Origin of the sequence: Burkholderia sp. Bp9142 (assembly GCF_003853415.1) — a bacterium.
Classification (GTDB): Bacteria; Pseudomonadota; Gammaproteobacteria; order Burkholderiales; family Burkholderiaceae; genus Burkholderia.
Map to the genome: position 1 here is coordinate 189,730 of NZ_QTPP01000008.1, position 25,180 is coordinate 214,909.

Sequence of the window (25,180 nt, forward strand, 5' to 3'; positions counted from 1 at the left end):
CCGCCGACCCGACGCTGCTGGCGTCGTCGTGCCGCATCGCCGCATTGCGTATCGTTCGTATCGCCTGCGCCGGCACCGCGGCCGGGACCGCTTCGCGACGCATTGCACACGACGGCTCTAAAGCAAAGGTAGTCCGCTCCCCTGCAACGTGCAAGGCAGCGCCACGGGGAAGCGTGCGCCGTGTACCCGCGCGCATGGCGGCGACGCATGCGGCGATGCCATGCAAAACGGCCGCCCCCGGCATGGGTTGCCGAGGCGGCCGTCGCCCGGGGCCGCCGGGTATTCAGGGCCGGCGCGGCGGGAAAAAAGGCGACGCGTCAGTCCCCCCTGCTCAGCCTGCGCCATCGCTCCAGCCTGCCGTAGGCGACGGCGGCAACCACGCCGAACAGCAGGTTTGCCAGCAAGGGGCCGGAACCGCGCTCCGAGATGAACCATGGGAACACGGCCGTCATCACATGGAAGTTCCACACATACGCGACGATGCCGAACGCCAGCCCGATCACGGCCTCCATGCCCACGCTCGAATCGAAGCGGAAAGGCGCCATGATCGCGGCGAGCATCATCCCCATGATCGCGCCGAGCACGTAGTGCAGCAGCAGCGCCATCGCCACGATTTCGAGGCTGAATTGCGACATCTGGCTGAGCGCGCCTCGGCCCATCACCATCGCCGCGATCTTGTGCGTCGGTCGCCACGGGCTTTCACCGAGCACCAGCGTCGACCAGAAGAATTCCAGCACGATCACCAGCGCACCGCCCGCAAGACCGGCCACGGCAGCGGAGATCCAGTCCGGCGTGCGCCGTTCCCAATGGTGGGATTGCATGTGCAGCTCCATATGACCTCCTTGCTGACGGTTCAGCTTCAGCACTCAAGTTCAGAACACGCCCTTCGCGTCGAAATGTACGCCCCGTGTGCGATTCGGAATGGCCGGACACGGGGCCGGCGCAAGACACGAGCCGGTGCGCCGCATTGCGCCACGGCGCGTTTTGCGTGCAATCCGACATCGGCACAGGCAAGCCGTTGGCGCGCGGCGTTTCCCTCCTCGCTCACCGGGTGAGGCAAAAGGGCCGCGTTCGGCGAATTGCGTCGATGTGCGCAGGTATTCATGCAAGCGGGTTTTCGCGTGTCAGGGGAAGATCGGCGTCGTGGGCTCGCCACCCTCCAGGTCCGCCTTGGGAAAATGCTGGGCGACCATCTGCTCGATTTCCTGCTCTCGCAGTGCCGGCACGTCGGCCATGATCAGGATCTGGCCTTCCCGGATGGCGTCACGAAAGCGCGCGAGTCGCCCATTCGGCTCGGCGATGCCGATCATCGCGGCCGTCCACGCCCCGAAGCCCGCTCCCGCCATCGTCAATGCGACGACGGCGCCGCCCGCAATCACGAGCTCCGCAGGGGGGAAGACCAGCGCGACGAGACCGATGAGCGCGCCCGTCGCGCCGCCGAGTGCGACGCCGCGCTCGAGCGCGTGCACGACATCGCTGCTTTGCAGCAGAGACGCTTCGGGTAACTGATCAAGTGTGACGCTGTGATCGGCGAGAACGTGTATATGGCGCCAGATGATGCGCGCGCGCAGCAAGTCATCGACGATCGCCTTCGCCATCTGCGTATCGGGTACGAGAAAATAAAGGCGTCTCATGTTGGCACCCCTCTTTTTGCGGTCGGCTCATCCGGAACAGAGCCTTTTCTATTCTATGTCAGCATCGGCCGTGCGATACCCGCGCGTATACGAGCGTTGCGAGCGTTGGCGCCGCAATGTGCGTGGATTTCGTCGAACGTCGGGTTCCCGCCCGGGTGCGGTGCGATCGTTCAACCCGCGTGACATGTGCGCTCGAAGAGCGGCCGCCGCCGTCAATGGCGGCTGGTTCGCGCTATCCGCGGTTGCGCAGCGGCTCCAGCAGGCTCCTCAGGCCGTTATGGTCGATCTCGTGCATCAGCGCGAGCTGTCGGCCGATTTCGCCGCGCGGGAACCCTTCGCGAGCCAGCCAGTTGAGGTAAGGCCCGGGCAGGTCGGCAATGAGTCGACCCTTGTATTTTCCGAAGGGCATGGTGACGGTGACAAGGCATTCAAGATCTGGGGCGCGCATGCCGGTATTGTGCACGGATTTGCGCTCCGCACGCGCGCCACGGCCCCCCCTGTCGTGTGCTCACCGATCCGCGCCGACCGACGGTCGTGAAACCGGCCCTGCATGGAAAGGAAGACCGAATCGGGAAGCCGATCGCGGTCGACAGCGGGAGTCGTATCGACCGTCGGATCGAGTCTGACGAATACCGACGCGCCGGTCGGAATGACATACGGAAAATCGACACGCGAATGCTTCCGGCGGGACCTCACGGAAACGACCCGGCAAAACCGCCGCTCCCCTTCTTGCCTGCTAGACTGGAATTTCCCCCTGCAAACCATGGAGGGAATCATGATGTCGATCTACGTCGTGAAGACCGGTGAGCAGTTCCTCTGCACCGCCGAGGACGGCGACATCGGTATGGCACCGGCAATTGAAGATGCCACGTCCTTCGGTTCGTATGAGGAAGCGGAAAAAGCGGCAAACACGCATGCCGACCCCGGATACGAAATCGTGGCCGTCTGCGTGATCAGGCACTGATCCGCTGCCCGGTGCGGATGATGGCCCGCGTGTCGGACGCAAGTCGCCGTGCGGCATCGTCGTCCGTGCGACGATGACGGCGACGGCGACACCGCACCCGCCCCGCGTGACGCGTTGCCTGCGTCGATGGCCTGCGTCCCCGGACGGCACCGCTACCGCAAGCGAGCCGTCCGGTCGGTTTCGACGGCCACGCCTGCGGCAACCCGGTCGCTGCTTGTCACTTCCGCAGCGAAATTTCCACCCGGCGATTGCGCGCCCGCCCCTCGGCGGTATCGTTCGATGCCGCCGGATTGGCTTCTCCATGCCCCGTCGCGGCAAACGCCTCCGCCTTCAGCCCGTGTTCGCGCAGATACCCCGCGACAGCATCGGCGCGGCGCTTCGACAGCGCCTGGTTGTGCGCATCCGAGCCGGTCGCGTCGGTATAGCCGTCCACGTCCACGCGCGCGAAATGCTTGTCGCCTTGCTGGTTCAGCAGCGTGTCGAGCGCGGCGGTGGCCGCGGACGTCAGCACGGCGGAGTCGGTCGCGAAGTAGGCATCGCCGGTCAGGCTCACCTTCTCGACCGGGGCGGGCGCGGCCGCGGCAGCCGCGGCAGCCGGCGCGGGTGCCGCACCACACTGGAACACCATCGAGTGCGGATCGGCGCCGTCGCGGTACGGCGTCGTGGAATCGACCACGCGCACGGCCTCGTTGCCGCACATGCGCGTCGCGACCTTCATGCAGGTCTTCGCGCTCGAGAGGATGCCGTGGCAGTCGACGCGAAAGGTCCGGATGCCGTCGCGGGGCTGCAGCTCGTATGCGTTGTACGTCGGCCCCGACGCGCTCGAACAGGCAGCGAGGGAAACGACGGACGCCAGCAGTGCAATAGGAATGTTTTTCACTTGATTACTCCGAAAATGCGATGGGCGCCGCACGTGCGGCGCGATGGCGCAGCCGCAGGCGCGTGCGTTGCGGTCGACGCGGTCCGCTCCGGCACGGCGTGCCGGAACGAACCGCTGCGCGCGATCACTTCCACTGATACAGCATGCCCGCGCCGACGACGCGCTGGCTGCCGGCGAAGCCGCCGTTCAGCGTCGCCTTCAGGTTCTCCGTGATGCGCGCCTGCATGCCGACCGCCATGGCCTTCTGACCCTGGAACGTCGCCGTGCCGACACCCATCGCGAAGTTCGAGTCGCGATCCATGTGCGGGATCGACGCCATCGCGGCGGTTGCGGCGATCCCCTCGCGTGCCATCGAATCGGTCTGCTGGATCTGCTGCTGCATCTGCGTGAGCTGGTTGTTGACCGTGTTCAGCGATTGCGTGAACTGGTTCGATACCGCATTCAGCTGGTTCACGTTCACCGCATCCGTGCCCTGCGTGCCCGCGGCGACGTTGACGACCTGCCGCGCCGAATCCGCCGAGCCGACCGCGACGACGTTCGAGCGGCCGCCGTCGTTGCTGCCCGCGCCGACCGCCGCCGAATTGCTGCCCGACGAGGTCGCCCCGACGCCGATCGCGGTCGAGCCGCTGCCGGACGCCGTCGACGCGTTGCCGACCGCCGTGCTGTTCGAGCCGGATGCCACCGCGCCCGATCCGCCCGCCGACGAGTTCGAACCGCTCGGCCCCGGCGGCACGTTGCCGCCGGACGGATTCGACGTGTAAGAACCGCCGAGGTTGGTCGTACGCTGGTCGATCAGCGTCGTCAGCTGGTTCGCGACCGAGTCGAGCTGCGACACGTTCACCGCGTCCGTGCCGTTCTTGCCGGCGGCGAGGCCGGTGATCTGCCGGTTGCCGACGTTCACTTCGCCGGCCGACGACTGCGGGCTGCTCAGGCCGTACGCGACGTAGTTCGTCAGCGCGCCGACCGTGGTCAGCGAGCCCGCGCCCAGTGCGACGCTGTTCGCGAACGTCGCCGATGCACCGGCACCGAGCGCGAGCGCATCGGTCGCGTTGCTGTGCGCACCGGAACCCAGCGCGACACTGCCCACGCTGACCGCCACCGCATTCGCGCCTTGCGCGACGGACTGCGCACCGGTTGCCGTCGCGCCGCTGCCGAGCGCGATCGCGTCGGCCTGCGCCGAGCTCGCCGCCTGCCCGATCGCGATGCCGCCGGGCGCGGTCTGGTCGACGATCGCGCCGTTGCCGATGCCCACGCCGTTGTCGCCGTTGACGACCGTCGTCGGCCCCACCGCGACCGATTCCGCGCCGACGGCGAGCGAGTCCGCCGCCGTCGAATTCGCGTGGAAGTACTTCTGGCCCGTGACCGCGAACGACTGCAATGCACCTGCCAGCTGCCGTACCGTCACCGCATCCTGCTGGCCGGTGCCGTCCGCGACGTTGGTGATCTGGCGATACGTCCTGTTCGTCGCGTCGCCGACCGACACCGCGCCGAGCAGCGTCTGGTCCGTCGTGTTGAACGGGATCGACGCGGTGCCGTTGCGGAGGATGCCGGACGACGGCGCCGTCGCGCGATCGGCCACCGCGCCCGAACCGAGCGCGATGCTGCCGTCCACGCGCGAGATCGCGTTCGGCCCGATCGCCACGCTGTCGACGCCGATCGCCTGGCTGTCCGGCGCGGTCGAGTTCGCGTGGAAATACTTGATGCCGTGCGCGTTGATGTTGTCGATCGCCGAGCCGACGTTGTTGTTGATCGTGGTCGAGCCGTCGCTGTTGTACGTCACGTACGACGGCGCCGAAATCGTGCCGGTCGTCGGGTCGTAGGTCGAGCCGCCGCCGATCGCGCCGGCCGTGCTGTTGCCGAGATTGGTGTTGTTGTTCACGATCGAGCTCAGGCCCGTCGACAGCGAACTGATGCCCGTCGACGTGGCGGTCGACAGCGATGTCAGGTTGCTGTTCGTCGCGCTCAGGCCGGTGGACAGCGAGCCCACCACCGTGGAAGTCGACGTCGACAGCGACGTGATCGTGCTGTTCGTCGAACTCAGGCCGGTCGACAGCGAGCTGATGCCCGTCGACGCGGAAGTCGACAGCGACGTGACCGTGCTATTCGTCGAGCTCAGGCCGGTCGACAGTGAGCTGATGCCCGTCGACGTCGAAGTCGACAGCGACGTGACCGTGCTGTTCGTCGAGCTCAGGCCGGTCGACAGCGAGTTGATCCCCGTCGACGTCGAGGTCGACAGCGACGTGACCGTGCTGTTCGTCGAGCTCAAGCCAGTCGACAGCGAGTTGATCCCGGTCGACGTCGAGGTCGACAGCGACGTGATCGCACTATTCGCCGACGACAAACCCGTCGACGTGGACGTCGACAACGAAGTCACCGCGCTGTTCGTCGAGCTCAATCCAGTCGACAGTGAGCTGATCCCCGTCGACGTCGAAGTCGACAGCGACGTGACCGCACTATTGGTCGACGACAACCCCGTCGACAACGACGAAACGCCAGTGGACAACGACGTGATGCTGGACAACGTCGACGTCGACAGCGAAGTCACCGCCTGGTTGGTCGCATCGAGCTGCGAGCCGTTGATCGCATCCGTGCTCGTCGAACTGATCCGCCCTGCCGCGACGTTGGTGATCTGACGCTCGGCGCCCACCGCGCCGACGCTGACGACGCTGGTCGGATTGATGCCGTTGAAGCTGTACGTGACGCCGCCGATCGTCCCGGTCGCGGTCGGATTCGGCGCGGCCGTCACCGAACCGGACCCGAGCGCGACGTCGTTGGCATGGGTCGCCACCGCCGACGCGCCGAACGCCACCGCGCCCGCCGCTGCCGCCGTCGACGTATTGCCGAGCGCGAGGGAGCCGGTGCCCTGCGCATTGTTCGAATTGCCGATCGCGACCGCGCCGTCGCCGTTCGCGGTGTTGTTCGACCCCAGCGTGACCGCACCGGTGCCGATCGCGGTGCTCGGGTCGCCGATGGCGACCGCGCCGTTGCCGCTCACGGTCTGGCCTTCGCCGAGTGCCACCGCACCGGTGCCGCCCAGCACCTGAGAGTTGTTGCCGCCGGCAATCGAGCCCGCACCCGCGGTAGCAGCGACCGAATTGCTTGCCCCGATCGCCACGGTGGAGCCGGCCGCCGCAACACTGTTGATACCGATCGCCGTCGCATTGATGGCCGACGCAGTCGCGCCGGCGCCGAGTGCGGTACCCGAAATACCTGTCGCGAGCGCGAGATCCCCGAGCGCGACACCGAACTGCTGCGTCGCGGTCGACTGAACGCCCATCGCGATCGAACTGAGACCCGATGCATTGGCGTTCAGGCCGTACGCCTGCGCATTGTCGGCGCCGGCCGTCGTGTTCGAACCCAGCGCGATCGAGCTGGTGCCGAGCGATTGCGTACCCGAGCCGGGCACGCCCGCCGTGCCGCCCCAGCCGATGGCGACCGACGACGTCCCCTTCGCACCGCTGTTCACGCCCATTGCCACGCCCGAATTGCCGGAAGCCAGTGCGCCGCTGCCCACGGCAACGCCTGCCGCGCCCGAGCTGGTCGACTGGTTGCCGAGCGCGACGGCCCCCGTGCTGATGGCATTGGATGCATAGCCGAGAGAGACGCTTTGGGCCCCGGAAGCGCTCGCCCCGAGACCGAGCGCCGCCGCATACTGACCGGAAGCCAGCGCATTGTTGCCGAGCCCGATCGCGGACACGCCGGTCGCCGCCGCACCGCTACCGAGCGCCACCGAGCCGCTTTGCGTCGCGCTCGACAGGTTGCCGAGCGCAACCGAGTAAGCCCCTGAACCGATCGCCTGCACGCCCATTGCCACGCTGTTGACGCCGGTTGCCTGCGAGTTGATGCCGATGGACGTCGCGCCATCGGCCATCGCGTGCGCGCCCGGGCCGATCGCCGTGGCTGAAACGCCGGTCGCGGTGGACAGGTTGCCGAACGCAGTGGAATTCACCTGCGTGGCAACCGAGCCGTTGCCGATCGCGATCGAGCTGGCGCCGCCGGTCGCGGAGCCGCCGCCCGCCGAATACTGCGCGTGCGCACCCGCCTGAAACAGTCCGAGATACGCGGCCGCCATCATCATGACGAGTCGCCGGGGCGACAACCCCGGCGGCGGCGCGATGCGCGTGGCGGCACCCGCGTGCGCGGCAAGCACGCCCGCGTTTCTCGACGACGCCACGCGCTTGCCGCGCGCACGATCGAGCTCGGATGCCGCAACCCAGGCCCCCAGTGCTTCGTTCCAGATCGACTTGAACGACTTGTTCATCTTGTTTTTCCCTCGGTTCTCATGTGCTGGATGACGCAACAGCGAACGCGGTCGGGCGAAGACTGTCTCCGTGTACGCCCGTCCCACGACGCCCCGCTACTCACTTCGCATACCTAACTGAACTTCCGAACGGCCCTGCACGACACTCGCGACACACGTCGCGATCACACGACCGCGCGCCGCGCGTGTCCGTCAGGCACGACGCGCAGCACCGATCGCGATGGATCGAATCATGGAAACCGGCATCGCGGGCCAGGTGACGGCACGATGCGCGACACACGCGTAACAGACGCACGCGAGCGCCGTCGCGCCGGCCCGGCGGCGACTTCGAATTTCATGAGAAAGCGTCGTTCAGACGCCGAATGGACGCATGCCGGCCTGCCCCGCAGGCCGGCGGTCCTGTTTCATTCGGGAGGGGGATGACGCCCCACACACCCCGGAGCTGAAGCATGCGCCGCGGGATCGCGGACGCTGACAGCCGACACCGGTTCGAGCGATCCGGTGCTTTGATCTGCCACGCTTTTCATGTTCATGTTTTTTTCGTGCCGCCGATTCGAGAGCGCGCGCCGCGCAACCGCCACCCGGGGGATCGAACTGCCCGGCGACCGACGCGAACTGACTCACCCCTTTCCATCCAGGCACGCACCGGAGATTCCGGATTCCCGGAATCTCCGGCAATTGGCCGGATGACCCCTACATCTAATTAATTGACTGACTTTCTTTGACTATTTCCTGCTGACCGCTGTGTCACACTCTCATCAGCTTCCACATCCTTCAATTCATCTCGTATATCAAACAATCCGAAGGATGAGAAGCTTGCACCGCCCTCGTGCCGACCCTCGCCGCAGCACCGGAATCCCGGAATTTGAGATTGTCAGCACTCAATGTCACATTGAATATTGAACACTCAAACATGCCACTGCGACAAATAAATATCGCATGGAAGCCGCTTCTGATGAAGAACCGATTCCATCCGCCTCGGGCCTAGTGTGCCGGGATTCTCCCGATCAAACCTTTTCCCGGGCGGACAAATTGTTTTCCCGGCCGGACGATATTTACATTCATACAAGCCGGCAGGGAATTGCACTTGAATGTGAAGAATTTTTTAACCGGGTATGAATAAAACTTAAATCACTGAGAAACCGAACCAATGATTTCTTTCCATACCGTAATTCGCCGCGCGCGCGACACATTTCGCGCCGAGTCATCGTTCGGGCCAATTCAATTTACGCGAATTAAAAAACGGAAACAACGACCGATATCCCGCATCGGATTCGGCACTTTTTCCCACTCCATTTTTTCCCGCAGCCGGGTTATCACGCAGGTTCCGGCCGCTGTCAAACATGCCCACACGGATCGCACGGAATCCTCACCGCCGGCCGTATTGTCGACATATAATTTTTTGCAACAATCGTGCACATAGATGCATCGAGTCTGACCCGGCCTACCTCCCCTACGCGTTCGCAACCATGTCATCCCGTTCGTCCAGTCCGGCGTCGCTCCGCGCCACGCCGGATCTCGTTGGCGCGCATATTCTTGTCGTAGACGACCGCCCGAACGACCTTCGGCTCCTCACGGAGATCCTGCGTTCGGCGCGATGCAGGATCAGCGTCGCCTTCGACGGCCTGCAGGCCTATCACCGCGCGCAGGCCATCGCGCCCGACCTGATCCTGATGGACGTCCGGATGCCGCGCATGGACGGTTTCGCCGCATGCCGGCTGCTGGCATCGACACCGTCGACGCAAAACATTCCGGTCATCATCCTGACCGCTGCCGGCGATCTCGGGGATCGCATCGCGGGGCTCGAAACCGGCGCACTGGACTACATCGTGAAGCCGTTCGAACCGGCCGAGGTGATCGCACGAATCCGCAATCACCTGAAGCGTGCGCGGCGCGGCCAGCCGTTCGCGCACCTGCCTGAACTACCCGACCATCCCGACGCCGCGCTGGTGCGCGCGGCAAGCGACATCCTGCTGCGCGAATTGCGCAATCCGCCGACGCTCGACGAACTGGCGCGGCAGGTCGGCACGCACGAAAAGCGGCTGTCGCGCATATTCCGCGACCATCTCGGCCAGACCGTGTTCGAATACCTGCGCGACACGCGGCTGCGCGCCGCGAAGCACTTTCTCGCGGAAACGTCGATGGGGATCGGCGACATCGCCGAGGAAATCGGCTTCTCGACGCCCGGCAATTTCGCGACGGCGTTTCGCGAACGGTTCGGCATCACGCCATCCGACTGGCGGCGCCAGCGTCCGACGATCGACGCACTGCCCGCGTCGCATGATCACCCGCGCGATGCGTAGGCGCCGCGCGTCGGGCTGGCACGCCCTCCTGCTGCTCGTGGTGGCGCTGATGGTCGCCTGCGCGGCGCACCGGGCCGAAGCGGCGGATGTCGCCGCGCACCTGGACGCGGTGTCGATCATCGAGGATCCGGGCACGACGATGTCCGTCGACCACGCCGCCGCGCGACTCGCGCAGCCGCAACGCCGCGCCGCCACGGCAGCGCAATCGTCGTTCAACATCGCGTTTTCCCGCTCGGCGTGGTGGATCGGCGCGACGCTGGTCAACCGCGACAGCGTCGAGCGCGCGCTGGTGCTGGCGCTTCGTGACGCACGTGTCGACCGCGCGGACTTTTATGCGAACCGCGACGGCACGTGGACGCCCGTCGCCCGCTTCCCGGCCGACGCAGGCGCGGGCGGCACCGTCCGCGCGCATTCCCGCTATCCGGAGCTCGACAGGATGCTGCGTCCCGGCGAGCAAGTGCCGATCCTGATTCGCGTCACGTCGCGCAAGGAAATGCGGCTCGCACCCGCCGCGTTCACCCGTGACGCCTGGGAGGCGGAGGAAATGCGTGCCGCGATGTGGGACTTCGGCTTTTTCGGCGGCCTCCTGGCACTCATGTGGTGCGCGTTGCTGATCGGCTTCTTCTCGCGCAGCGGCGTATTTCACGTGCTGGCCGGCATCGCGTTGTGCACGACGCTGTTCGAGGCAACGTATCGCGGCTATACGACGTTGATCCTGTGGCCCGGCGCACGCGAATGGTCCGCGCGCGGCGAGGTGATCTTCGCGTACCTCGCGGTCGCGCTGTTCATCGTCTTCATCCTGGCGGTCGCGCGCCGCGAGAAGGCCCGGATTCCGCTGCGCGCGGTCTACCTGACGATACTGGGCCTCGAATGCGCAGGCATCATCGGGGCGGCATTCGGCGACCTGCTCACCTTCACCTGGTTCTGCCTGCGGCTGAACACCGTGCTGGGGGTCGTCAACATCGGCCTCGCGCTGACGTTCCTGATCCGCAGGACACCGACCGCGCGCGTGATGCTGATCGCGATCGCGGTCGCGAGCTTCAACATCCTGATGCGCATGCTCGACGGCATGGGCGCGGTGCCGCCGTGGCTGCTCTGGCTGAAGTCCGACCTCTATCCGAATCCCGTCATCGCGATCATCGGGCTCGCCACGCACCTGCTGGTGCTGGCCGCGTGGATCGACCACGTCGGGCGTCAACGCACCGAGGCGCGCAAGCGGCTCGCGCAGTGGCAGCTCACCGAACAGGATCGCCTGCGCGACGAGGTCGCCAAACGCACGGTCGCGCTCAACGACGCGCTGCACCAGGTGAAGACGCACATGCAGCAGAAGATCGAGACGCTCGGCTACGTGAGCCACGACCTGCGCGCGCCGCTGTCGACGATCAACGGCTACGCGAAGCTGCTGCTGCAAAGCGCGACACGCAGCCAGGCCCGGCTGATCCGCTCGATCGACCGCAGCATCCGCTACCAGCTCACGCTGATCGACGAGTTGCTGCAGTACACGAAGGCCGAGCTGCAGCCGCTCGGCATTTCGCCGGACGCGACCGACCTGCCCGGCCTGCTGAACGACATCGGCGACTATGCGCTCGCGCTGTGCGCGCAACAGGACAACCGGTTCGACTACCGGCCGCTGACGCCGCTGCCACGCAAGCTGTCGATCGACGGTATCCGGCTGCAGCAGGTGCTGCTCAACCTGCTGTCGAACGCGTCGAAGTTTACGCGCGACGGCACGGTCACGCTGTCGGTCGGCGCGTATCCGGAAGCCGACGCGTGGCGCATCGTGTTCGAGGTCGCCGATACCGGGATCGGGATCGATATCGACAAGACGACCGACATCTTCCGTGCCTATCAGCAGGTGCAGGCGGTGAATGGCGGCACCGGGCTCGGCCTGTTCATCGCGCAGCGGATCGTCGGCGCGATGCACGGCGAACTGGCCGTGTCGAGCCAGCCGGGCGTCGGCACGTCGTTCACGTTCCAGATCGTCGCGCCGGCGATCGGGCATGCGCTGATCCCGGCGTCGGCGCTCGTCCGGCCGGTCGAGCCGGTCGAGCAAGAGGAACCGGAAAGCGACGCACACGCGATGCGCTGCCCGCCCCCGGGTGCGCTCGACGAGCTGGCCGTGCTCGCCAGCGAAGGCCGCCTCACCGATATCGAGGAATGGCTTGGCCAGCATGCGCACGCGCCGCGCCATGCCGCGTTCGTGCAGACGATGCGGGAGCGTCTCGACGCGCTCGATCTGCACGCGATCGAGCGGCTGGCCGAATCGCTGAAACGCACGGGCATCGCCGACGTGTCGTTCGATGCGCAGCCGGATCTGGCAGGGCCTGCGTGATCGCCACCGGCGCACGGCCGCCGCACCGCCATCGTCGCGGACCGGTCAGCCGCACCTTGCAGCGTGGCGACGCGCCGCCTGTTCAGCGCCGGCCTCCGTGAAGCCAACGACACCGGTCCGTGCAATCCATCGCCGGTGCGCAGGCAATCGCGCCTGACGCGAAGATCGTTACGACCGCCGCATCGTCGACACCAGCGCCGCGTCGTCACCCGGCGCCGCCGGCCTCACCTGTGGGGCATCGCGCTTCCTGCGCTGCGGATCGAGCCCGGTGCCGCCGGTGCGCCGCCGCGCCGCATGCCGCTCGATGACCCGCTGCAGCAGGCAGAACACGCACAGCAGCGCGCCGATCACGATCCGCGTCCACCACGAACTCAGTGTGCCGTCGAACGTGATCAGCACCTGGATCGTGCCGAGGATGCCGACGCCGAACACCGACCCGATCACGTAACCCACGCCGCCCGTGAGCAGCGTGCCGCCGATCACGGTCGCGGCGATCGCGTCGAGCTCCATCCCCTGCGCCTGCAGCCCGTAGCCGGACAGCACGTACAGCGTGAACACCACGCCGCCGAGCGCCGAACAGAAGCCGCTCAGCGCATACACGCCGACCTTCGTGCGCGCGACCGGCAGCCCCATCAGCAGCGCCGAGCGCTCGTTGCCGCCGATCGCATACACGTTGCGGCCGAAGCGCGTGAAATGCGCGACGTAGATCGCGGCGGCCAGCGTCGCGAGCGCGATCAGCGCGCCCGCGCTCAGCGTTCCGCCGCCGACCGGCACGCTGATGCCCGCGAGCGCATGGAACGTCGGCTCGTTGATCGTGATCGACTGCGTCGTGATCAGGAAGCACGCGCCGCGCGCGAGAAACATCCCGGCCAGCGTGACGATGAACGGCTGCAGCCGGAAATAATGAATCAGCGCACCCATCGCCGCGCCGTACAGCGCACCGAACACGAGCACCAGCGGCACGATCGCCCAGACGGGCCAGTGCAGCCGCTCGGCGCCGATCGCGCAGAAGATCGTTGTCAACGCAACGACAGAGCCGACCGACAGGTCGATGCCGCCCGACACGATCACGAACGTCATCCCGATCGCGACGATCAGCAGGAACGCGTTGTCGACCAGCAGCCCGGTCAACACCTGCATCGAGAAGAAGCCCGTGTACATCACGGATCCGAAGCCGAACAGCGCGGCGAACAGCACGATCGTCACGACGATCGGCAGCGTGCGCGGGTCGGCGAGCCGTGCGAGGAATCGGTTCATCGGGGCGTGGCTCCGGTGGTGGCGCGCGAACGCGCGGAAGGCAGCAGCCGCGACGCATGCCGGACCACGCCCGCGCGCGCCGCGTCCGACTGGATCAGCGTCACGACGATCACGACGATCGCCTTCACGACGAGCGTCGCCTCCGGCGGCACGCCGATCGAATAGGTCGTGTAGGTGAGCGTCTGGATGATCAGCGCGCCGAGCACGGAGCCGGCGAGGCTGAAGCGGCCGCCGAGCAGCGACGTGCCGCCGAGCGTCACCGCGAGGATCGCGTCGAGCTCGAGCAGCAGCCCCGCGTTGTTGCCGTCGGCGCTGCGCACGTTGGAGCTGGCGAGGATGCCCGCCAGCGCCGACATCACGCCGGAGCACAGATACACGCCGAACACGACCGCCCCCGCGCGCAGCCCGACGAGCCGCGTCGCGACCGGGTTCACGCCGATCGCGCGGATGAACAGGCCTAGCGCCGTGCGGTTCACCAGCAGCGCGGTCGCCGCGATCGTCGCGATCGCGATCCAGACCGAGCACGGCACGGCCGCGAGATAGCCGCCGCCGAGTGCCAGGTAGCCGGGCGCGCCGATCGGGATGATCTGCCCGCCGGTCAGCAACTGCGCGATGCCGCGTCCGGCGACCATCAGGATCAGCGTCGCGATGATCGGCTGCATCCCGACGAACGCGACGAGCACGCCGTTCCACGCGCCCGCGAGCACGCCGACGCCGAGCGCGGCGGCCAGCGCCGTGCCGAGCCGCGACGGATCGCCGTCGAGCACGATCGCCGCGGCGGCGCCGGCGATCGCGACGATCGCGCCGACCGAGATGTCGATCCCGCGCGTCGCGATCACGAGCGTCATCCCGAGCGACACGATCACGAGCGGCGCCGCGCGGTTGAGGATATCGATCGGCGCGCCGAACAGGTGGCCGTCGAGCAGCGAGATCGACAGGAAGCCCGGCCGATGCGCGACGTCGAGCGCCAACAGCAGCGCGAGCGTCAGCACTGGCCATACGAGCGGATGACGAAGCAACGTGCGTAGCCGCATCATGACCGGCCTCCCGCGATCAGTTGGTACACCTGTTCCTCCGACGCGTCGTCGCCGCTCAGTTCGGCGACCTTGCGCCGGTCGCGCAGCACCGCGATCCGGTGGCTCACGCGCACGACTTCGCTGATCTCCGACGAGATGAACAGGATCGCGAGCCCCTGCGCGCACAGCGTCAGCACGCGTTCCATGATGTCGAATTTCGCGGCGACGTCGATGCCGCGGGTCGGCTCGTCGAGAATCAGCAGCTTCGGTTCCGTCGCGAGCCAGCGCGCGAGCAGCACCTTCTGCTGGTTGCCGCCCGACAGCAGCCCGATCGGCTGCTCGGCGTCGCGCGCCTTGATGCCGAGCCGCGCGATGTACGTGTCGGCGAGCTCGCGCTGGCGCGCGCGGCCGATCAGCCGCCACCAGCCGCGCCGCGCCTGCAGTGCGAGGACGATGTTCTCGCGGATCGACAGCGCGGCCACGATCCCCTCCTTCTTGCGATCCTCGGGGCAATACGCGATTCCGTTGCGCACCGCGTCATGCGGCGACGCGAGCCGCTTGCGCGCGCCGTCGATCTCGATCGCGCCGGTGTCGGTGCGCTCGGCCGCGAATGCGAGCCGCGCGGTTTCCGTGCGCCCCGACCCGAGCAGCCCGGCCAGCCCGACGATTTCGCCGGGCCGCACGTCGAGGTCGAGCGGGCTCATCATCCCGCGCCGGCCGACCTGCCGCATCGACAGGAACGGCGCGGCCGCGCCGCCATCGTGCTGCACGGCCGCCGCGCCGGCCTGCAGCGTGCCGGACATCGGCTCGCGCCCGGTCATCTTCGCGACCAGCAGGTCGACCGGCAGGTCGCGCGCGAGATACTCGCCTTCGCGCTCGCCGTTGCGCATCACCGTGATCCGGTCCGACACCGCATAGGTCTGTTCGAGAAAATGCGTGACGAACAGGATTGCGATGCCCGACGCCTTCAGCCGGCGCAGCACGTCGAAGAGCCGCGCGACCTCGCCGTCGTCGAGGCTCGACGTCGGCTCGTCGAGAATCAGCACGCGCGCGTCGACCGACACGGCCCGCGCGATCGCGACCATCTGCTGCACCGCGATCGGATAGGCGTCGAGCGAGCGCGTGACGTCGAGCGACAGGTCGAGTTCGGCGAGCGCGTCGCGCGCCCGCGCATGGATCGTCTTCCAGTCGATCGTGCCGCGCCGCATCGGCTGCCGGCCCGCGAAGATGTTCTCGGCGACCGACAGGTTCGCGCACAGGTTCACCTCCTGGTACAGCGTCTGGATCCCGGCCGCCTCGGCCTCGCGCGGCGCGGCGAAATTCACCGGCGCGCCGCCGACGCGAATCTCGCCCGCGTCGTGCGCATGCACGCCGGTCAGCACGTTGATCAGCGTCGACTTTCCGGCGCCGTTCTGGCCCATCAGCGCATGGATCTCGCCCGGAAACAGCCGGAAGTCCACGCGCTGCAGCGCGTGGACACCCGGAAACGCCTTGTCGATGCCGATCATCTCGACCACCGGCGGATTCGTCATGGATCGCCCTCGCTTCGAAGCAGTTGCCGGAAGGACGGCGGCAGCCGCGCCGCCGTCCGTGTCCGTCGGGACTCTCAAGAAAACGCCGGGCCGCGCCAAGTTTTCCGCCCCGCAGGACGTCCCCTTGGGGGATTGCCCCCTCGGGGGGCCTGGCGCGACGCGACAGGTTTGGGGGCGCTCAGTACTTGCGGGTCGGCAGCACCTGCGCCGCGACGCTCATCGGGAACACCGTCTCGTTCGTGACGATGCGCTTCGGCAGCGGCTTGCCGGCGACCACGTCCTTCACCGCGGTCATCAGCTGCGGGCCGAGCAGTGGGCTGCATTCGACGTCGACGTTGATCTTGCCGGCGACCATCGCCTGGAAGCCGCCCTTGGTCGCGTCGAACGACACGACGCTCACGTCCTTGCCGGGCTTGATGCCGGCCTCCTCCATCGCCTGGATCGCGCCGAGCGCCATGTCGTCGTTGTGCGCATAGACGACGTTGATCTGCTTGCCGTAGGTCTTCGCAAACGCTTCCATCACCTGCTTGCCGCCGGCGAGCGTGAAATCGCCGCTTTGCGACGCGATCACCTTGAACTTCGGATTGCTCTTGATCACTTCCAGCAGGCCCGCGCGGCGATCGTTGGCCGGCGCGGAGCCGACCGTGCCCTGCAGCTCGACGATGTTGACCGGGCCGGGATCGCTCTTGTAGCGCTCTTCCATCCAGTGGCCGGCGCGCCGCCCTTCCTCGAGGAAGTCGGAGCCGATCATCGTCACATACAGCGACGGATCCTTCACGTCGACGCCGCGATCGGTCAGGATCACCGGAATATGCGCCGCCTTCGCTTCGGTCAGCACCGGCTCCCAGCCCGACTCCACGACCGGCGAGAATGCGATCACGTCGACCTTCTGCGCGATGAACGAGCGGATCGCGCGGATCTGGTTCTCCTGCTTTTGCTGCGCGTCCGAGAATTTCAGGTTGATGCCGGCGTCCTTCGCGGCGCCCTTCACCGACACGGTGTTCGCGGTGCGCCACGCGCTCTCCGCGCCGACCTGCGAGAACCCGAGCGTGATCGGCTTTTGCTGCGCGTGCGCGCCGGTGGCCAGCACCGCCGCCGCCGCGACGATTGCGCCGGCCGCCAGCTTCCTGATGAATGTCATGGTCCGTCTCCGATGGTGTCGTTGTATGCCGCGGCGCCGGCCCGGCGCGGTGCCGTGCTGCGCTGTTGTGGTTCTGCGTGGCGCGGGCGCGGTTCAGGGCGGCGCCGGCCGGCGCTTGCGGCCGGCCCGGTTTGTGCACCCCGGATCAGTCTAGGAACAAGTCCGATAACCTTCCAATGAAATATTGGATTGAAGTGATATCGGTATCGGCATACGTATAAACACCTAAGCGGGTGGCGCACCGTCGCTTGGCTCGCCGGCGTGCGCGGCCTCGACCAGCGTCACCAGCGTTTCCATCTTCGTCTGGCCCATCCGCTTCGATGCCAGCCGCGCATCGACAAGGCTCACGACCACCAGGTCGAGCGACGGGACGACCACCGCGTACTGGCCGAGATGGCCGTCGGCCCAGAACGCGGGCCGCGCCAGCATCGCGTCGCGGCCGCGCGCGCCGCTCGCGGATGCGCTCGTCCACCACAGGTAGCCGTATCCGCCCGTGCGCGTGTCCGAATACGGACGCGTCGATTCGGCGACCCATCCGGCCGGCACGACCTGCCGGTCGCGCCAGCAGCCGTCGTGCAGGTACAGCAGCGCGAACCGGGCAAAGTCGCGGGCGCTCAGGTCGAACGGGTAGGCCGGATATCGCGTGACGGTGCCGCCCGGCACGTAGCGCCCGTCCGACGGCGCATAGTCCTGCATGCCGACCGGAATCGCGATTTCCGTCCGCAGCGCATCGAAAATGCGCGTGCCGGTGCTGCGTTCGTAGATCGCGCCGACGGTATTGAAATCCCAGTTGTTGTAGTACCAGAACGTGCCCGGCGCGTGACTGCCGCGCGGCGGCCGCAGCGCCTTCATCCGGACGGTTTCGTACGTCGCCGGGTGATACACGCCCGAGCGCGCCTCCAGCAGCATCCGTACGGTCGCCTGTTTTTCGGCGGGCGACAGCGCGGGCGCGGTGTCGTCGATGCCGAGCTGCGCGAGCGTGTCATCCAGATGCATCTGCCCGCGCGCGACCGCGATGCCGACCAGCGCGCTCAGGAAGCTCTTGCGCGCCGAATGGAGGTTCGACTTGCGCGCGACGTCGCCCCACTGCGCGATCACCATTCCGCCGTGGACGATCATGCCGGACGTCGAGCCTTGTCGCTGCGCATACGCGACGGCGCGGTCGATCCCGTCCTGCGAGAAGCCGTGCGAGGCCGGGGCGGCCCGTGCCCAGTCGGCCGCCGGAAACACCTGCTCGCGAACCTCGGCGGCATCCGGCGACGTCGGTCTCGCCGGCGGCGGCGGCGCACAGCCCGTAGCCAGCGCCATGGCGCCGGCAGTTGCCAGCGCGAGCGACGCGCGCCATCGGCGGCATGTCGCGCGGCATCCTGGATTCATCCCCATTTTCAGCATCGTCGGCCTCGTCGTGTCGTTGCGATGTCCGTTCAACGCGGCTCGGCGGAAAATCCGTCGCCGGCGCACGAATCTTGCTGCCGCGCCGGCAGGACCGCTCGCGCATCGCCGCGGCCCGATTGCAACGAGGAGAACCACGATGCCCCCGTGCGGGAACGCAGCACGCCGTGCGCGAATGCTTCGGTCGACCGGTGCATCGCAGCATGATGAAGCGTACGTTTTGCGGTGACGCCGAAGCCGTCGCGCGTTCAGCCGTGCCGCTGCGCCACGTCGACGACCGGCGTCCCGGCTACACGCGCCGACGCCTGCGCAACGGCTTCGCGTACTACGCGCAGGACGGCTCCCGGATCCGCGATGCCGACGAAATCGCCCGCATCGATGCGCTTGCGATTCCGCCCGCGTACACCGACGTCAGGATCTGCATGGACCCGCGCGGCCATCTGCAGGCGACCGGCCGCGACGCGCGCGGGCGCAAGCAGTATCGCTATCACCCGCTGTGGCGCGAGACGCGCGACGCGAACAAGTATGCGCGGATGGCGGCATTCGCCCGCGCGCTGCCGCGCATCCGTGCGCGCGTCAAACGCGATCTGGCGCTGCCCGGGATGCCACGCGACAAGATCGTCGCGACGATCGTCCGGCTGCTCGACACGACGCTCGCGCGGATCGGCAACGCCGAGTACGCACGCGAGAACGGGTCGTACGGGCTGACGACGCTGCGCAAGCGCCACGTGACGATCCGGCCGGGACAGGTGCGCCTGCGCTTCACGGGCAAGAGCGGCATCGAACACGACGTGACCGTCGACGACCCGCGCGTCGGCCGGATCGTGCGGCGCTGCGCGGAGCTGCCCGGGCACGAGCTGTTCCAGTATGTGGACGACGACGGCACGCGCCATTCGGTCGGCTCGTCCGACGTGAACGACTATCTGCGCGACGCGGCGGGTGCGGCGTTCACCGCGAAGGACTACCGGACGTGGACGGGCAGCGTGCAGGCGCTCGCGCTGTTGAGGCGCCTCCCGCATCAGGGCGTCACGCATGCGCGCAAGCAGATCGTCGAAACGGTGCGGACCGTCGCCGACATCTTGCGCAACACGCCGGCCGTGTGCCGGCGCTGCTACATCCATCCGGTGGTGCTCGATACGTTCGAGGCCGGGGTGCTCGCGGCGCCGGAGGTGCGCCGCACGCCGAGGGGGCTACGCGTGGACGAGGCGGCGTTCGCGGTGTTGCTCGAACAGGCGGCGCGCGAGCGGCGCCGCCCGCCGTCCTCCGCGCCCCGCTGAGCCGTTACCCGCTCGAATCAAACGGGATTGCGCTCGATCAGGAACCGCTCGCGACGGCCGCCCTTGATCCAGCGCGGCTCGCGACCGCGCCCGCTCCACGTCGCGCCGGTCTTCGGATCGCGATACCGGGGCGCCGATGCGCTCTTGCGCGACGTCGTTCTTGCGGTGCCGCCGTGGCGGCCGAAGATCTGACTGGCGGTCAGGCCGTATTCGGCAACGCGGGTGCGAATCTCGTTGATGACGGCCTCGAGTTCGGCGAGTCGGGCTTCCTCGACGCGCTTCATCAATTCATCGGCTTGCGCCTTCAATTCGCGATAACCGGACATGCGACTCCTCCACATTTTCATGGCGTGATAAAAGACCGAATGGGCGCGGGATTGCCATCACGCAATCCGCTTGAAGGCCGTGAGTCGGACGCCCATTCGGGAAAATCGGAAAACGGATCACGCGCGGCCCGGCGCGTTTTCGGCGCGGAATTCACACACCAATTCGCCGCTGGCCGCCAGCTCGTCGATCTGATTCAGCGTCAACGCGTCAATCGATGCGGCAATTTCGTCAGATATGCCCAATTGCCGCTTGCCCTGCTCGTAGTCGATACGCAACATGCGCTGCGCGAGCACGAGATACGCGCGGTTGAATTCCGCGATTGCATCGAAGATATCGCCTTGCCCCGTCATGAACGCTCCTGAGCCGACGGCGGTTTGCGCGTGCAGCGACCGGCCGTCCAGTAATGAATGCCTGAATCTAAGTCATGCAATCGGCGTCATGCCGACAATTCCTAGACGGCATCCGACATTCATGAAATCGGCGCGCGCAATTCGCGATTCGCAATTCGTCACAATTCGCCGCTGTCGGATTCAGCCTAGATTCGGTCACCCCTCGAAACCGGAACGCCCATACGATTTTCAGACGGCGCGCGGATTCGTTTGCGCGAACGATACGGCAGCGGCGAACGACGATTGCATGCGCGCGTCGTCGCCTTCCTCGGCATCGTCGATGCCTGACCCCGAACGGATGGAATCCGACAATCATGTTGAAAGTGACGAAAGCCGTATTTCCGGTCGCCGGTCTCGGCACGCGATTTCTGCCTGCGACCAAGGCCAGCCCGAAAGAAATGCTGCCGGTGGTGGACAAGCCGCTGATTCAATATGCGGTCGAGGAAGCGATCGACGCCGGCATCACCGAAATGATTTTCGTGACCGGCCGCAGCAAGCGCGCGATCGAGGATCACTTCGACAAGTCCTACGAGATCGAAGCGGAGCTCGAGGCGCGCGGCAAGGAAAAGCTGCTGTCGCTGGTTCGCAGCATCAAGCCGAGCCACGTCGACTGCTTCTACGTGCGCCAGGCCGAAGCGCTGGGGCTCGGCCATGCCGTGCTGTGCGCGGAGAAGCTGGTCGGCAACCAGCCGTTCGCGGTGATCCTCGCCGATGACCTGCTCGACGGGCCGACACCCGTGCTGCGGCAGATGATCAACGTGTTCGATCACTATCACGCGTCGGTGATCGGCGTGGAGGAAATCGCGCCCGAGGAATCGAAGTCGTATGGCGTGATCGACGGCAAGCGCTGGGAGGACAACCTGTTCAAGCTGTCCGGGATCGTCGAGAAGCCGGAGCCGGCGAAGGCACCGTCGAATTTCGGCGTGGTGGGCCGTTACGTGCTGAAGCCGAAGGTGTTCGAGCATCTGCGCGCGCTGCGGCCCGGTTCCGGCGGCGAACTGCAGCTGACGGACGCGATCCAGTCGCTGCTGTCGGACGAGCAGGTGCTCGCCCATCGCTACGACGGCACGCGCTTCGATTGCGGCAGCAAGCTCGGGTATCTGAAGGCGACGGTCGAGTTCGCGCTGCGGCATCCGGAAGTGGCCGCGGATTTCGAAAGCTATCTGGCCACGCGCATGTCGGCGCTGCTGGCCGCCTGACCGGGTGGCCGTCGCGAACCCGGTCATGTGGACGGCCGTCAGCGATCTCGGCGACGCGGCGATGACGTTGCCGCTGGCCGTCGTGTGCATTGCGTGGCTCACGCGCTCGACGGCCGGGCGGCATCATGCGGCGTCGTGGGCGCTGATGCTCGCGGCCGGCATGGCGCTCGTCGGCGCCACCAAGATGCTGTATGCCGGCTGCGGGATCCAGATCCGCGCGATTGATTTCCGCGTGATCAGCGGGCACACGATGCTCGCGGCGGCGGTCTGGCCGATGACGTGCGTGCTTGCGCTGAGCGGTGGCGCGCAACTGCGGGCGAGTGCGTCGCTGTCGCTCGGGCTCGCGCTCGGCGCGCTGATCGGTGTTGCACGCGTGTTCGACGACGCGCACACGCCGTCGGAAGTCGTCGCCGGCTGGGTCGTCGGCTCGACGGTCGCGCTGGCGTTCGTGTGGCGGCACGGCGCGCCGCGCGTCGACGCGCGGTATCGCGCGCTCGTCGCCGGCTCGCTGCTGGCCGTGTCGGCGGTCGCGTATGGTCGGCATGCGCCGATTCAGGCGGCGATCGATCTGTATTCGCCGTTTTTGTGCGGGCGGTTCGCGCTGCAGCCGTGACTGCGCCGACCCCGCCGAAAAATGACAGAATCCCGCCCGATTCGGACAAGCCGGCTCGCCCGGCCGTCCAACCCTCTATGCTTGACCGCCGGAATCGCTTCGTCCCGCACGACGGACGCGTGTTCCGCGTGCGAATCGCCGCGCAAGCCAGCCCTACCCGACTGGCGGCTTGCCCCGCATCGCACGGCATCTCGCCGCGCGGCGCCGGACGGCCGGCACGCAGCGAATCCGGAGTCTCCGATCGGGCGCCCGCATGTCGACCTTGCTATTTTCAGCCAGCGTACTGTTCTTCTCGCTCAACGCGTTCAGCGTGCGGGCAACCTTTGCCGCGTATGTCCTGCTCTGCGCGCTCGCGTTCCTGCGCGCGCCGACACTGATGAACCGGCAGCGGTACCTGTTCCCGGTTTGCACGTACTGGCTGATCAGCACTTGCCTCGCGTTCATCCTGTCCGCGTTCGGCGATTTCTACGTGAACTTCTTCATCAAGTTCGTGCTGATCCAGACGTATATCGCGCTGAGCTACTGGATGTTCGCCGGCGGCGTGCTCACGCGTGAATCGCTCGACACCGCATGCAAGACGCTCATCTACGTCCACGCCGCGTTCTTCACGTTCCAGCTCGTCTATTACCTCGGGACCGGCACTTTCATCGACTTCGACAGCTACGTGCGCGAAGCCGACTCCGAAGCGCTCTACGCGACCAAGGCGCTGACCGACAGCCTGATTTCGATCCGCGCGCTGGGCCTGTATTCCGAACCATCGTTCTACGCGATGACGGTCGTTCCAAGCGCGGTGATCCTGCTGCTGTCGCAGCGGCGCATCACGCTCGCGCCCGTCGTCGGGTTCGCCACCGCGCTGCTCAGCTTCTCGGTCGCGTCGATGGCCGTCTGCGCGGCGCTGTGCGGGCTGCACATACTCACCGGGCGCGGGCGGCTGCGGACCCGGATCGCTGTCGTCGCCGTCGCGCTCGCCTGCGTGCCGTGGCTCTACAGCGTGTACGACCAGCGGGTGAACCAGTCGGTCGACTACGATGCGGTCGGCAGCCGTACGCTCGTGCTGACCGAACTGTCCGAGCGCGACGTCGTCGAAGGCGTGTTCGGCGGCGGACTCTTCTGGGACGAGCGCAACAACGTCGGGAAAACGCACCTGCGCGGCTATCAGGTGCGCGACAGCTCGTTCTACATCTACCTCGTGTTCGCCGCGGGCGCCGCCGGCTTCGTCGTGTTCTTCGGCACCCTCGTCATGCTGTTCCGCCGCAAGGGCCGGCGCAAGTATCTGCTCTATCTGCTACCGATCCTGCTGTTCAAGTATCACGTGCTCTATGGCATGCTCTGGCTCACCATCCTGCTGTTCGTCGTGCTGGCCGACCAGGACGCGCCGCACCGGCGCACGGTCGCCCGTCCCATTCCGAACGCGTCCGGCGGCAAGCCGCTCGCGCACCTGACATGACATCACACCGACATGCGCCGACGTTACGCGCGCTGAAACGGTCGCTCGTCGCGGCGCTGTGCATGGGCTGCGCGGCGATGTCGGCACATGCGGAAGCCATCCCCGCGCCGCCCGGCGAGGTGATCGCGCACAGCCGGGCCGCCACGCGCGTGTATCTCGGCTCGCCGTCGCTGGCCGTGCTGCCGAACGGCGACTATGTCGCGAGCTTCGACACGTTCGGCGCCGCCTCGGCGCAGAACCGGGTGTCCGTGTTCACGTCGCCCGACAAGGGCGCGACCTGGTCCAGGCTCGGCGACGTGCCGGACCAGTACTGGTCGTCGCTGTTCGTGCTGAACGGCGCGCTGTACCTGATGGGCACCAACCGCTCGATGGGCACGCCGTCGATTCGCCGGTCCGACGACGGCGGCGCGTCGTGGACCACGCCGGTCGACGCGTCCACCGGGCTGCTGCCTTATCCGGGGCGCTTCATCACCGGGCCGGTGCCGGTCCTTGTCGATCGCGGACGCGTCTGGCGCGCGTATGAAAGTGTCGAGGACGGCGACCTGCGTGCGCTGGTGATGTCCGCGCCCGTCGATCGCGACCTGCTCGATGCACGCAACTGGCGCGTGTCCGCACACCTGCCGTCGGACAAGCGCTGGCTCGACGGCAAGTTCCAGTCGTGGGAAGAAGGCAATGTGGTCGGCAAGCAAGGCGCCGCGCCTGCCGTCATGCTGCGCGTGAACACCGCGAACGGCCCCGAAAAGGCCGCACTGGTGACGACGAGCGACGACGGCCGGACGCTGTCGTTCGACCCGGCGCGCGATTTCGTCGACCTGCCGGGCGCCGGCAAGAAATTCACGATTCGCTTCGACCCGCAGTCGAAGCAATACTGGACGATCACCAACGCGGTGCCGAAAAGCATCGGGCGGATGAACCTCGAGCGCGTCCGCAACACGCTGGTGCTGCTGTCGTCGCCCGATCTCCGCCAGTGGACCGCGCGGCGCGTCCTGCTGCAACACGCCGACACGAAACGGCACGGCTTCCAGTACGTCGACTGGCAATTCGACGGCAGCGACGTCGTCGCGGTGCTGCGCGTCGCGTTCGACGATCCGGAAGGCGGCGCGGCAAGCCAGCACGACTCGAATTTCATCACATTCCTGCGCGTGCGCCGGTTCCGCCAGGACACCGCGTCCAGCGCACTGACGCAAAGCCTGCAGTAGCGCACGCCGGTGGCGTG

20 protein-coding genes are annotated in these 25,180 nt (G+C 67.1%); 8 read left to right on the top strand and 12 right to left on the bottom strand.

Annotated elements, in window-relative coordinates; translation table 11 throughout:
• Window positions 1-317: 317 nt before the first annotated feature.
• From DIE22_RS11925 to DIE22_RS11935, 3 genes are all read right to left on the bottom strand, one after another.
• Window positions 318-833: a hypothetical protein gene (locus DIE22_RS11925; protein WP_124497460.1), complete on the bottom strand. Its 516-nt coding sequence runs from the start codon at window positions 831-833 to the stop codon at window positions 318-320.
• 291 nt (window positions 834-1,124) lie between these two features.
• Window positions 1,125-1,634 (bottom strand): DUF1269 domain-containing protein, encoded by a 510-nt coding sequence (locus DIE22_RS11930; protein ID WP_124497319.1) that lies wholly within the window; start codon window positions 1,632-1,634, stop codon window positions 1,125-1,127.
• A 232-nt stretch (window positions 1,635-1,866) separates the two neighbouring features.
• Entirely contained in the window at window positions 1,867-2,082 is a 216-nt protein-coding gene (locus DIE22_RS11935) for a DUF3820 family protein (RefSeq protein ID WP_124497459.1), read from the bottom strand.
• A 327-nt stretch (window positions 2,083-2,409) separates the two neighbouring features.
• Here DIE22_RS11935 and DIE22_RS11940 point away from each other — a divergent pair, with 327 nt between their 5' ends.
• Window positions 2,410-2,598 (top strand): hypothetical protein, encoded by a 189-nt coding sequence (locus DIE22_RS11940; RefSeq protein ID WP_124497318.1) that lies wholly within the window; start codon window positions 2,410-2,412, stop codon window positions 2,596-2,598.
• Between the two features lie 217 nt (window positions 2,599-2,815).
• Here DIE22_RS11940 and DIE22_RS11945 read toward each other — a convergent pair whose 3' ends face one another.
• Both DIE22_RS11945 and DIE22_RS11950 read right to left on the bottom strand, forming a co-directional pair.
• Entirely contained in the window at window positions 2,816-3,478 is a 663-nt protein-coding gene (locus DIE22_RS11945) for an OmpA family protein (RefSeq protein ID WP_124497317.1), read from the bottom strand.
• A 124-nt stretch (window positions 3,479-3,602) separates the two neighbouring features.
• Complete coding sequence (locus tag DIE22_RS11950) at window positions 3,603-7,739, bottom strand: YadA-like family protein (RefSeq protein WP_124605162.1); 4,137 nt, start codon at window positions 7,737-7,739, stop codon at window positions 3,603-3,605.
• Window positions 7,740-9,208: 1,469 nt separating this feature from the next.
• Between DIE22_RS11950 and DIE22_RS11960 the strand changes: the two genes are divergently transcribed.
• Window positions 9,209-10,042 carry a response regulator gene (locus tag DIE22_RS11960; protein WP_124501543.1) on the top strand — a complete coding sequence of 278 codons (834 nt, stop codon included), beginning with the start codon at window positions 9,209-9,211 and terminating at the stop codon, window positions 10,040-10,042.
• A complete protein-coding gene (locus DIE22_RS11965) occupies window positions 10,035-12,374 on the top strand; it encodes a sensor histidine kinase (RefSeq protein ID WP_124605163.1) in 2,340 nt (779 codons plus the stop codon). Before DIE22_RS11960 ends, DIE22_RS11965 begins: the two co-directional genes overlap by 8 nt.
• 168 nt (window positions 12,375-12,542) lie before the next feature.
• Here the strand turns inward: DIE22_RS11965 and yjfF are convergent, their stop codons facing one another.
• From yjfF to DIE22_RS11990, 5 genes are all read right to left on the bottom strand, one after another.
• A complete protein-coding gene (gene yjfF / locus DIE22_RS11970) occupies window positions 12,543-13,631 on the bottom strand; it encodes a galactofuranose ABC transporter, permease protein YjfF (RefSeq protein WP_124501506.1) in 1,089 nt (362 codons plus the stop codon).
• Window positions 13,628-14,668, bottom strand: a complete 1,041-nt coding sequence (locus DIE22_RS11975; protein WP_124605164.1) for an ABC transporter permease — start codon at window positions 14,666-14,668, stop codon at window positions 13,628-13,630. The genes yjfF and DIE22_RS11975 overlap by 4 nt, the downstream gene beginning before the upstream one ends.
• The gene (locus DIE22_RS11980; RefSeq protein ID WP_124605165.1) at window positions 14,665-16,179 is read right to left on the bottom strand and encodes a sugar ABC transporter ATP-binding protein; all 1,515 of its coding nucleotides are present in this window, start codon (window positions 16,177-16,179) and stop codon (window positions 14,665-14,667) included. The genes DIE22_RS11975 and DIE22_RS11980 overlap by 4 nt, the downstream gene beginning before the upstream one ends.
• 178 nt (window positions 16,180-16,357) lie before the next feature.
• Entirely contained in the window at window positions 16,358-17,320 is a 963-nt protein-coding gene (locus tag DIE22_RS11985; protein WP_124605166.1) for an ABC transporter substrate-binding protein, read from the bottom strand.
• Between the two features lie 225 nt (window positions 17,321-17,545).
• Window positions 17,546-18,628, bottom strand: a complete 1,083-nt coding sequence (locus DIE22_RS11990; RefSeq protein WP_185640602.1) for a serine hydrolase — start codon at window positions 18,626-18,628, stop codon at window positions 17,546-17,548.
• Window positions 18,629-18,915: 287 nt separating this feature from the next.
• On the opposite strand from DIE22_RS11990, the gene DIE22_RS11995 reads away from it, so the two are divergent.
• The gene (locus DIE22_RS11995) at window positions 18,916-19,989 is read left to right on the top strand and encodes a DNA topoisomerase IB (RefSeq protein WP_124605167.1); all 1,074 of its coding nucleotides are present in this window, start codon (window positions 18,916-18,918) and stop codon (window positions 19,987-19,989) included.
• A gap of 17 nt (window positions 19,990-20,006) precedes the next feature.
• Here DIE22_RS11995 and DIE22_RS12000 read toward each other — a convergent pair whose 3' ends face one another.
• Together DIE22_RS12000 and DIE22_RS12005 are read right to left on the bottom strand one after the other, a co-directional pair.
• Window positions 20,007-20,315 (bottom strand): H-NS family nucleoid-associated regulatory protein, encoded by a 309-nt coding sequence (locus DIE22_RS12000; RefSeq protein WP_124501512.1) that lies wholly within the window; start codon window positions 20,313-20,315, stop codon window positions 20,007-20,009.
• Window positions 20,316-20,432: 117 nt separating this feature from the next.
• On the bottom strand, window positions 20,433-20,666 hold the full coding sequence (locus DIE22_RS12005; RefSeq protein WP_124501513.1) for a flagellar transcriptional regulator FlhD: 234 nt from the start codon (window positions 20,664-20,666) through the stop codon (window positions 20,433-20,435).
• Window positions 20,667-21,019: 353 nt separating this feature from the next.
• On the opposite strand from DIE22_RS12005, the gene galU reads away from it, so the two are divergent.
• The 4 genes from galU to DIE22_RS12025 all read left to right on the top strand — a co-directional run bounded on the left by galU (window position 21,020) and on the right by DIE22_RS12025 (window position 25,163).
• Window positions 21,020-21,904, top strand: a complete 885-nt coding sequence (gene galU, locus DIE22_RS12010; RefSeq protein ID WP_124501514.1) for a UTP--glucose-1-phosphate uridylyltransferase GalU — start codon at window positions 21,020-21,022, stop codon at window positions 21,902-21,904.
• Window positions 21,905-21,929: 25 nt separating this feature from the next.
• Entirely contained in the window at window positions 21,930-22,517 is a 588-nt protein-coding gene (locus DIE22_RS12015) for a phosphatase PAP2 family protein (protein ID WP_124605168.1), read from the top strand.
• Between the two features lie 253 nt (window positions 22,518-22,770).
• Window positions 22,771-23,964, top strand: coding sequence for a hypothetical protein (locus DIE22_RS12020; protein WP_124605169.1), 1,194 nt, complete (start codon window positions 22,771-22,773; stop codon window positions 23,962-23,964).
• Between the two features lie 62 nt (window positions 23,965-24,026).
• Window positions 24,027-25,163, top strand: a complete 1,137-nt coding sequence (locus tag DIE22_RS12025) for a sialidase family protein (protein ID WP_185640604.1) — start codon at window positions 24,027-24,029, stop codon at window positions 25,161-25,163.
• Window positions 25,164-25,180 lie beyond the last annotated feature (17 nt).